The sequence below is a fragment of the uncultured Christiangramia sp. genome, from assembly GCF_913046405.1.
Taxonomy (GTDB): domain Bacteria; phylum Bacteroidota; class Bacteroidia; order Flavobacteriales; family Flavobacteriaceae; genus Christiangramia; species Christiangramia marina.
On sequence record NZ_CAJWRQ010000007.1, the window covers coordinates 45,236 to 53,530 of the forward strand.

General features: G+C 36.5%; 11 protein-coding genes, 1 pseudogene and 1 riboswitch. Of the genes and pseudogenes, 8 read left to right on the forward strand and 4 right to left on the reverse strand.

The genetic code is table 11. From position 1 onward, the window contains the following. Window positions 1-13: 13 nt before the first annotated feature. Window positions 14-217 carry a sulfur carrier protein ThiS gene (gene thiS, locus QZ620_RS01845; RefSeq protein ID WP_295178483.1) on the reverse strand — a complete coding sequence of 68 codons (204 nt, stop codon included), beginning with the start codon at window positions 215-217 and terminating at the stop codon, window positions 14-16. A 186-nt stretch (window positions 218-403) separates the two neighbouring features. Then, window positions 404-500, reverse strand: a riboswitch (TPP riboswitch). A 184-nt stretch (window positions 501-684) separates the two neighbouring features. Here thiS and QZ620_RS01850 point away from each other — a divergent pair. From QZ620_RS01850 to QZ620_RS01865, 4 genes are read left to right on the forward strand one after another with little or no spacing between them, the layout of a single operon-like run. After that, window positions 685-1,134, forward strand: coding sequence for a 6-carboxytetrahydropterin synthase (locus QZ620_RS01850; RefSeq protein ID WP_013069650.1), 450 nt, complete (start codon window positions 685-687; stop codon window positions 1,132-1,134). Between the two features lie 48 nt (window positions 1,135-1,182). Further along, a complete protein-coding gene (locus tag QZ620_RS01855; protein ID WP_013069649.1) occupies window positions 1,183-1,560 on the forward strand; it encodes a rhodanese-like domain-containing protein in 378 nt (125 codons plus the stop codon). Window positions 1,561-1,609: 49 nt separating this feature from the next. Continuing rightward, window positions 1,610-2,371 carry a UDP-2,3-diacylglucosamine diphosphatase gene (locus QZ620_RS01860; RefSeq protein ID WP_295178489.1) on the forward strand — a complete coding sequence of 254 codons (762 nt, stop codon included), beginning with the start codon at window positions 1,610-1,612 and terminating at the stop codon, window positions 2,369-2,371. 26 nt (window positions 2,372-2,397) lie between these two features. Next, on the forward strand, window positions 2,398-2,889 hold the full coding sequence (locus QZ620_RS01865; RefSeq protein WP_013069647.1) for a thioredoxin family protein: 492 nt from the start codon (window positions 2,398-2,400) through the stop codon (window positions 2,887-2,889). Between the two features lie 15 nt (window positions 2,890-2,904). Here QZ620_RS01865 and QZ620_RS01870 read toward each other — a convergent pair whose 3' ends face one another. Together QZ620_RS01870 and QZ620_RS01875 are read right to left on the reverse strand one after the other, a co-directional pair. Continuing rightward, a complete protein-coding gene (locus QZ620_RS01870; RefSeq protein ID WP_013069646.1) occupies window positions 2,905-3,417 on the reverse strand; it encodes a hypothetical protein in 513 nt (170 codons plus the stop codon). Between the two features lie 191 nt (window positions 3,418-3,608). Next, window positions 3,609-4,349 carry a TerB family tellurite resistance protein gene (locus QZ620_RS01875; RefSeq protein WP_228252072.1) on the reverse strand — a complete coding sequence of 247 codons (741 nt, stop codon included), beginning with the start codon at window positions 4,347-4,349 and terminating at the stop codon, window positions 3,609-3,611. A gap of 176 nt (window positions 4,350-4,525) precedes the next feature. Here QZ620_RS01875 and QZ620_RS01880 point away from each other — a divergent pair, with 176 nt between their 5' ends. From QZ620_RS01880 to QZ620_RS01890, 3 genes are all read left to right on the forward strand, one after another. Further along, a complete protein-coding gene (locus tag QZ620_RS01880; RefSeq protein ID WP_013069643.1) occupies window positions 4,526-4,936 on the forward strand; it encodes a BrxA/BrxB family bacilliredoxin in 411 nt (136 codons plus the stop codon). A gap of 161 nt (window positions 4,937-5,097) precedes the next feature. Continuing rightward, window positions 5,098-5,829, forward strand: coding sequence for a 1-acyl-sn-glycerol-3-phosphate acyltransferase (locus QZ620_RS01885; protein WP_272957434.1), 732 nt, complete (start codon window positions 5,098-5,100; stop codon window positions 5,827-5,829). A gap of 3 nt (window positions 5,830-5,832) precedes the next feature. After that, window positions 5,833-6,489 carry an HD domain-containing protein gene (locus QZ620_RS01890; RefSeq protein ID WP_295178501.1) on the forward strand — a complete coding sequence of 219 codons (657 nt, stop codon included), beginning with the start codon at window positions 5,833-5,835 and terminating at the stop codon, window positions 6,487-6,489. Between the two features lie 487 nt (window positions 6,490-6,976). On the opposite strand, the pseudogene QZ620_RS01895 reads toward QZ620_RS01890, so the two are convergent. Next, a pseudogene (locus tag QZ620_RS01895) lies at window positions 6,977-7,945 on the reverse strand (S9 family peptidase); the annotation flags it as partial. Between the two features lie 46 nt (window positions 7,946-7,991). On the opposite strand from QZ620_RS01895, the gene QZ620_RS01900 reads away from it, so the two are divergent. Beyond that, window positions 7,992-8,295: hypothetical protein (locus tag QZ620_RS01900; RefSeq protein WP_295178503.1), on the forward strand; the 304-nt coding region annotated here is incomplete at its 3' end.

Here is an 8,295-nt window from a genome sequence, read left to right on the forward strand (position 1 = left end):
GAAAATAAAACGATCAACCGCCTTGCGTAGCACGAATCACCAGTACGTTATTCCCTTCTTCCAACAGGGTATGCTCCCATTGGGGTTTAGAAATAATCTCGTTGTTAATAGCGATGGCAATTCCTGAAGGCTGAATATTCAGCTGCTCCAGCAGTTCATCAAGCTTTACCGGTTCTTTAAAAGAATGATTTTGGTTGTTTACGTTTACAGTTATCATATCCTTAGATTTTTAATAGCTGTAAACCAAGGGGAATTGTCCCTGAAGAAAAGTGAGTAATTTCGTGGTAAATCCACGAGCTATGAACCGAAATTTAATTTTTACTCTTAAACCAGATTATAAATAGTAAGTCTGGTTTTTAAATAAATCAAAAAGATTTCAGCCTGATATTGGCCATATTCGATTCAAAATTTTCGTACTTTTTCCTTCGCAGATGCTAATCTGGATCAGGTTCAAAGGGTGTTATCTCAGCCAAATTTAATTGGCACCCCTAAAGTTTACATCTTCAAAGTTAACTCAAATTTTCCGGGATAAAAAAATGCTGAAGCTATAATCTCCAAAATTGGATACACTTTTAATACCTTTGCTTTTAAATATTCCCTGAAAAATCCAGAGTCGATCTTATATAATTTCAGCTTAAATTTTACAGGGAAAATAATTACACAAGGCAGACTTAAAATTTCGGTATGGCAAAAATCAGGATTACCAAACAATTTTCTTTTGAAACAGGACACGCGCTTTACGGCTATGATGGCAAGTGCCGCAATGTGCACGGCCACAGTTATAAACTTAGCGTAACTGTTATTGGAGAGCCAATCACAGATACTGAAAATGTAAAATACGGAATGGTAATCGATTTTGGTGATCTAAAAAAGATCGTGAAATCTGAAATTGTAGACCAATTTGATCATGCTACAGTTTTTAATCAAAACACCCCACATATCGAGCTTGCCAAAGAATTAAAAAACCGTGGTCATCATGTAATTTTAGTAGACTATCAACCCACCAGTGAGAATATGGTAATTGATTTTGCTGAAAAAATAAAGAAACATTTACCGGATCATATTCAACTACATTCTTTAAAACTTCAGGAAACCGAAAGCAGCTTTGCAGAGTGGTATGCAATTGATAATTAGAAATCTTGATTTTCGAGACTTTTGATATCTTACTGATTAAACTAAAAAATGAATCCGATTATTCCTGCCATTGTCATCGTAATACTGTTGGGCTCCTATTTTGTGCTGAAAAACTATAACAACAGAAAAAGAGACCAATCGCTGAAAGGAAAGAATATTAGTCAGTTTCAAATTTTAGATGTTCGCACTCCAAGGGAATTTAAACAGGGACATATAAAAAATGCCATTAATTTTCCGCTGGGCATTATCAATTCAGACAGCCTTAAAAAGTTAAATAAAGAGCTTAATTATATCACCTATTGCGCACATGGAATACGCAGTGTAAAAGCCAGCAAAATTTTAAAAGAAAACGGTTTTAAAGTCACTAACGGTGGTTCGATAAAAGACCTCCAGAAATTAATAGCGTATTCTGAAAACAGAAACTAATCGTGCTTTACAAGTTTCTGTTAACTTTGTAAAAGTTAAGTAACGAGCAATGATCATTCCCGAAGGAAAAAAAGTATATTTTAGTAGTGATAATCACTTAGGTGCTCCCACCAAAGAAGCCAGTAAACCCAGAGAGGCGATATTCGTTAAATGGTTGGATGAAATTAAAGAAGATGCCGCTGCTATTTTTTTGCTAGGTGATCTTTTTGATTTTTGGTTTGAATATAAACATGCTGTGCCTAAAGGCTTTGTTAGAGTTTTAGGAAAACTGGCCGAACTAAAAGACAGTGGTATTCCCATCTATTTTTTCATCGGAAATCACGACCTATGGATGGAAAATTATTTTGAAGAAGAACTAAATATCCCCACCTATCGCAAACCACAGGAATTTGAATTTAACGGAAAGAATTTTTTAATAGGTCATGGGGACGGACTTGGTCCGGGAGATTATGGCTATAAGCGGATGAAAAAGGTATTTACCAATCCCTTTGCAAAATGGTTGTATCGTTGGCTGCATCCTGATATTGGCATTCCGTTAGCCCAATATTTTTCAGTAAAAAATAAGCTCATCTCAGGAGATGAAGATGCTGAATTCTTAGGTGAAGATAACGAATGGTTAATCCAGTATTGTAGGCGTAAACTGGAAACTAAACATTATGATTATTTTCTTTTTGGTCACCGCCATTTACCTATGGAAATTAAGCTGAAAGAAGATTCTAAATATATCAATACCGGCGACTGGATTACACATTATACCTATGCCGAATTCGACGGAAATGATTTGCAGTTAAAAAAGCTGAAGGATAAATAGAAAGTTACAGTTTACAGTAAATAGTAATGGCTAAAAAAATGATTAAAAATCTTCAAATATTCATCCTTTTCTTAGCCTTGCCCATACTCAGCTATAGCCAGAAAGTCAATACTATAAACTGGTTGAATTTTGAGCAATTAGAAGATTCTTTAGCCAGAAAACCGAAAAAAACTTTTATCTATTTCTACGCCGATTGGTGTGTGTACTGCAAAAAGATGGAGCAAAATGCATTTAAAAATGCTGAAATTATTGAAAAATTAAACTCTGATTTCTACGCGGTTAAAATGAATGCCGAAAGTACTGATACAATTAATTTTGAGGGCCAGAAATTCTATAATCAACAAGCCGAAAGCATGCGAAATGGCATTCATCAGATTCCACTTCTATTAGCTAGTCGAGAAAACTTTGAATTTAGCTTACCAGTGATCCTAATTTTAGACGAAAAATTTAGGGTTAAAAACCGCGAATTTGAATATTTAACGACTAAAAAAATGATGGAGTTGATAAGCATCCACTAAGCTAAGTGCATATCATTATTGCGCTACTAAAGGCAGAATAACAAGCAGCTCAGTTTCAGAAACCTCTATCTGCGCTAGAACTTCCCCATTTATCGATGCACTTATCGGAATAATATAAGAATAACAAGGTTCTTCAATTTGTTCTGCCCGAATCACCAAATCGGTCGTTTCAAATCCCTCTACACTTATTTGATATTTATAAGTTTCCTTACCGCCTGCCATAAATACTCCCAAAGAATATTGAATTTCACTAGCTATAGTATTAGTTGCTGTATTTTCAATTTCGGGTATATAAACAAAATCAGAATTCCCCGAAGCTGATTGTATCGTAATAATCTCTGGATCAATACTTCCGTTTTCAAGAAGATTTTCCCCCGAAGCATCTACCAGTCTTATTAAAAATTGTGGAGAATAATAAGAGTCTAAAAGCGCATTTTTTTCCAAAGAACATTCAATTTCCTCCTCATCATCACCTGCACAACCTACCAAAAACACCAGTAAAAATAAAAATCGTAAAGTAGCTCTCATAAATCCCTGTTTTATAAATAGATACCTAAACAACTAAATAGTTGCGTAACCATCCAAAAATAATTTGCGTTAGGGATTGCAGTGAAAATCCTTTTGTGAGGAACGAGCATAAGATTGTAGCGTAAAGCCCGGCGCAGGCAACGTCTATTAACCAACATTTACTACATCAATTAAAAATGGCTCGATGAGCCTTAGAAGCCACGTTCTTTCTGGATGGTTTCGTAGGCTTCCTGTACTTTATCAAATTTCTCACGAGCCCCTTTTTTATAAGCCTCATCCATGTGTTCTAACTTATCGGGGTGGTATTTCTTTACCATTTTACGATAGGCTTTTTTCACATCGGCATCTGAGGCTGATTTATCAATCTCCAGTATTTTATAAGCACTCTCTGGCGTTTGCTTAAGAAACATGGCCTTAATACTTTCAAAATCCTTAGCACCAATCTTAAGATAACTGGCGATTTGCTGGATCATATTAGCCTCTGAGGTACTTACCGAGCCATCGGCCTGGGCAATCCCAAATAAAAAGTGCGTAATTTGCAATCGGGTGGGATACTGAGTACGGCTGGCCAAATATTGTGAAATTCGGGAGGCCGATAATTCGCGGTTTTTAATGACATCATTAAAAGTTCTAAACGTAGCATTGGCCCGTTCTTTCCCGTAAGCACGAACAAAATAGGAACGCACATAATCCAGTTCGGTTTGCGAAACTTTACCATCTGCTTTAATAACCAGGGCGCAAAGTGACAATAAATTGAGTTCAAAATCACCCGGACTTACCGAAGACGTCTGCTTCCCTCCCATCATTGACTGTAAAAAGCCACCACTGCTGCGATTCCAATTATCTAAAAGTGTCCCAATGATAAAACCAATAATGGCCCCGGGATATCGCATGTACATAAAACCTAAAACAGCTAAAAGCCACTTTATCATAGATCGAAATTTTTTAGCAAAGATAACATTTACAAAACTAACCGCTTTTATTGTAAGGGCAGCGATTTACGCACGACAACTTTATAAGAAATTAGGTTTAACGGCTGACTTTCATGAAGCTGAACTTAATTTAATATCTTTGTAAACTAATAAAGTCTAATAATAAATTACAATATATGTATCCAGCAGATTTAGTAAAGCCAATGCGAGAAGATCTTACTAGCATAGGTTTTGAAGAATTACATACCGTAGAAGATGTAGAAGCGGCAATGAAAAAAGAAGGAACTACGTTAGTTGTAGTAAATTCTGTTTGCGGATGTGCTGCAGCAAATGCTCGTCCTGGTGCCAGAATGTCTTTACAAAATGCAAAAACTCCAGATAACTTATATACCGTTTTTGCCGGTGTAGATCGCGAAGCTACTGATGTTGCTCGTGGTTTTATGGTACCGTTCCCTCCTTCGTCGCCTTCTATGGCCTTATTTAAAGATGGTGAGCTGGTACACATGTTAGAGCGCCATCATATTGAAGGACGTCCTGCTGAAATGATTGCAGAGAACCTTACCGGTGCTTACGACGAATTTTGCTAAGCAGCATTCACATTTAAAATATCAAAAACCGACAAATTGCTTGTCGGTTTTTTTATCTCCACTATTTTCCCATATTGCCCAGAATGCGACATGGAATGATCGTATAAGAAATCTGTGGCTATTTCCTTTAAAAACTTATTTTTGTAGTTTTAAACTGCATAATGAAGAAAATACTATCATATCCATTAACGGTAATTTTTTACTTTTTTTTCTTTCTTACCTTACTAATATTTCATCCAGTCCAATGGATATCATTAAAATTGGGAGGTTATTCTGCACATAAAAAAAGTGTAGATATTTTTAATTTTTTCTTGCTGCGTTGCCTTAACATATTAGGAACACGATTTGTGGTTGAAAACGAACATAATATCCCGGTAGAGCGTCCATGTATATTTGTTGCTAACCATCAGGGCGTTTACGATATCCCACCCATTATCTGGTATTTAAGAAAACACCATCCCAAATTTGTTAGTAAAAAAGAATTGGGCAAAGGGATTCCCAGTATTTCTTTTAATTTAAGACATGGTGGATCGGTTTTAATCGATCGTAAAAACCGTAGAGAAAGTTTATTAAAAATGGCAAAATTTGCCAAATATTTAAAAGAGACCAATCGCTCTGCCGTAATCTTTCCTGAGGGTACAAGAAGTCGAGATGGCCAACCTAAAAAATTTGCGGCCAGTGGAATGCAGATGCTTTTTAAGCAGATGCCACATGCGCTGGTGGTACCAATAACCATTAATAACTGCTGGCAACTTTTAAAGGATGGAAGTTTCCCTTTAACAATAGGGGTAAAATTACGAATGAAAGTTCATAAACCTATTGAAATCGATTCTACCGATCCGGAAAGCCTGGTAGCCCTGGTAGAGCGTACAATAATTGCTGATATTCGATAAACTATGACTAACAAAGATTTGATTATTGAAAACACCATTCAGTTTGTAAAAGATACACTTAAAAACGCTGAAGGTGGGCATGACTGGTTTCATATAGAACGTGTTTTAAATAATGCTAAACTTATCGCTAAGACAGAAGAGGCCAATGATTTTATCATTCAGCTTGGCGCATTACTTCATGATATTGCCGATTCTAAATTTCATAATGGAGATGAGGCGGTTGGGCCAAAAGTAGCTACCGAATTTCTACAATCTCAGCAGGTAAATGCAGATGTTATCGAGCATGTGGTAAAAATTATTCAGAATATCTCTTTTAAAGGCGGAAATGTAGAGCAACAATTTCATTCGACCGAATTGGATATCGTTCAGGATGCCGATCGTTTAGATGCCCTTGGTGCCATCGGGATCGCAAGAACCTTTAATTATGGTGGCTTTAAGGGAAGACCGCTTTATGACCCTGAAATAGCGCCAAAATTAAATATGACAAAAGAAGAATATAAAGCCTCTAATACTCCAACGATCAATCATTTCTACGAAAAGTTGTTATTGCTTAAAGATCGAATGAACACCAAAACTGGTACTGAAATTGCACAAAAACGCCATCAATATATGGAAAGCTTTTTAGATCAGTTTTACGCAGAATGGAATGGGGAAGCTTGAATTATTTTACAGTAAACGGAAAAAGGCATCAGCTTTCAGAATAATTCAAAATTCAACATTTAAAATTCAACTTCTTGTCCTGCTTCCTGGCTCTTGATTCTTGAATATCTCGTCTATTTTCTCTTCTCTATATTCTAGATTATCACCGTATAAAGCACTTCAAATCATAGATTCAATTAATCTGCTTTTGAAAAATCACTCGGCCCTCATTAGCATTTAGGTCACTGAGTGATTTCAAAAATCGTATCGAAGTGCCCAGGATGATAGCAGTCAATCTACATTGACCATTAACAATAACCTGTACAAAACTCTAAACAGTCAGCTTAAAAAAAATTCAAAATTCAGCATTTAAAATTCAAAATTTTTAAAATAGCTTCCTGGCTCTTGATTTGCGAAATCTCTTTTATCTGACCTATATTCTAGCAGCGCAGCGATCTAAATTCTTAATCCCCATCGCCACATCTTCAAATTAGCAAATTGATCAATTCTAATTCTTCAAGTGTTCCGCAAAAAAGCCCATCATCGCTTTATAAAGATCTAATCGATTTTCTTCTTTAGCAAAACCGTGACCCTCATCGTATTTCACCATATAAGGCACTTCTACTCCTTTAGATCTAAGGGTCTCTACGATTTGATCGGCTTCGTTAATATTCACTCTAGGATCATTAGCCCCCTGAACCACAAACAACGGATTTTTGATTTCATCGACATGTAAGGCGGGCGAAATCTCGTCCATAACCTTTTTCTCTTCCGGAATGCCCGGATTATACCATATCTTATATAATAACTCCCGATACTTTTCCCAGTATGGCGGGATAGTTTCCATAAAAGTATTTAGGTTACTCACACCTACATAATCTACTCCGCAGGCATATTTTTCTGGTGTTTTTGTCATTCCGCGTAATACAGCATAACCACCATGACTGCCGCCATATATCGCTATGCGCTCTTTATCTACCCAACCTTGTTCAATTACATAATCTACGCCATCTTCCACATCGTCCATTGCTTTACGACCAATTTCTCCAAAGCCTGCTTTTAAAAATTCTTTTCCATAGCCTCCAGAAATTCTAAAGTTTACATTTAAGGTTGCATAGCCACGGCTGGCGAATAATTGCGCTTCTGGATTAAAGCCCCAGCTATCACGGATTCCCTGTGGACCGCCATGAGGATTTACCACTAATGGCACTTGCATTCCTTCCTGATAGTTATGCGGCAAAGTAATATAACCGTGTAGCCTTAATCCATCCCGACTTTTAAAAGTGATAGGCTTCATACTCGCCATATCTTCTTCTTTTAGATGCGGTAATAATTTATAGAGTAAACTTACCTCATCAGCTTCTACATCATATAGGTAGTACTCTCCTACAATTTTATCGCTGGTTACCGCAATCATATATTTGGATTCGTCATCTGTTCTACCTACGGTAAAAAACTGTTTATCTCCAAATTCCCTAAAATACTTACTAATATCAAGTTTATCATTTTTTGGAAAATACATTATGGAAACAAGTGATACTTTTTGTGCACTCCCTTGGGTGCATCTCTCAACCAGACCAAATGGACATATGCGAGTATGCTGTACAGCAAACGCATCTGGTGTTCAGAACCCAGACTCCCAAGATAAAGTAGAATCGGATATTGGCATTATTAAAAATGATGATGGTATGCCTTCTAATCTTGCTAATACATCCTTAGCTGAAGCTTGGAATAATGCTTATATGAGAGGTACACGTAAAGCAATGATGCGAGGTGAGAAACCTAAGAGTTGTATTAAGTGTTATAAAGAAGAGGATGCTGGTCATC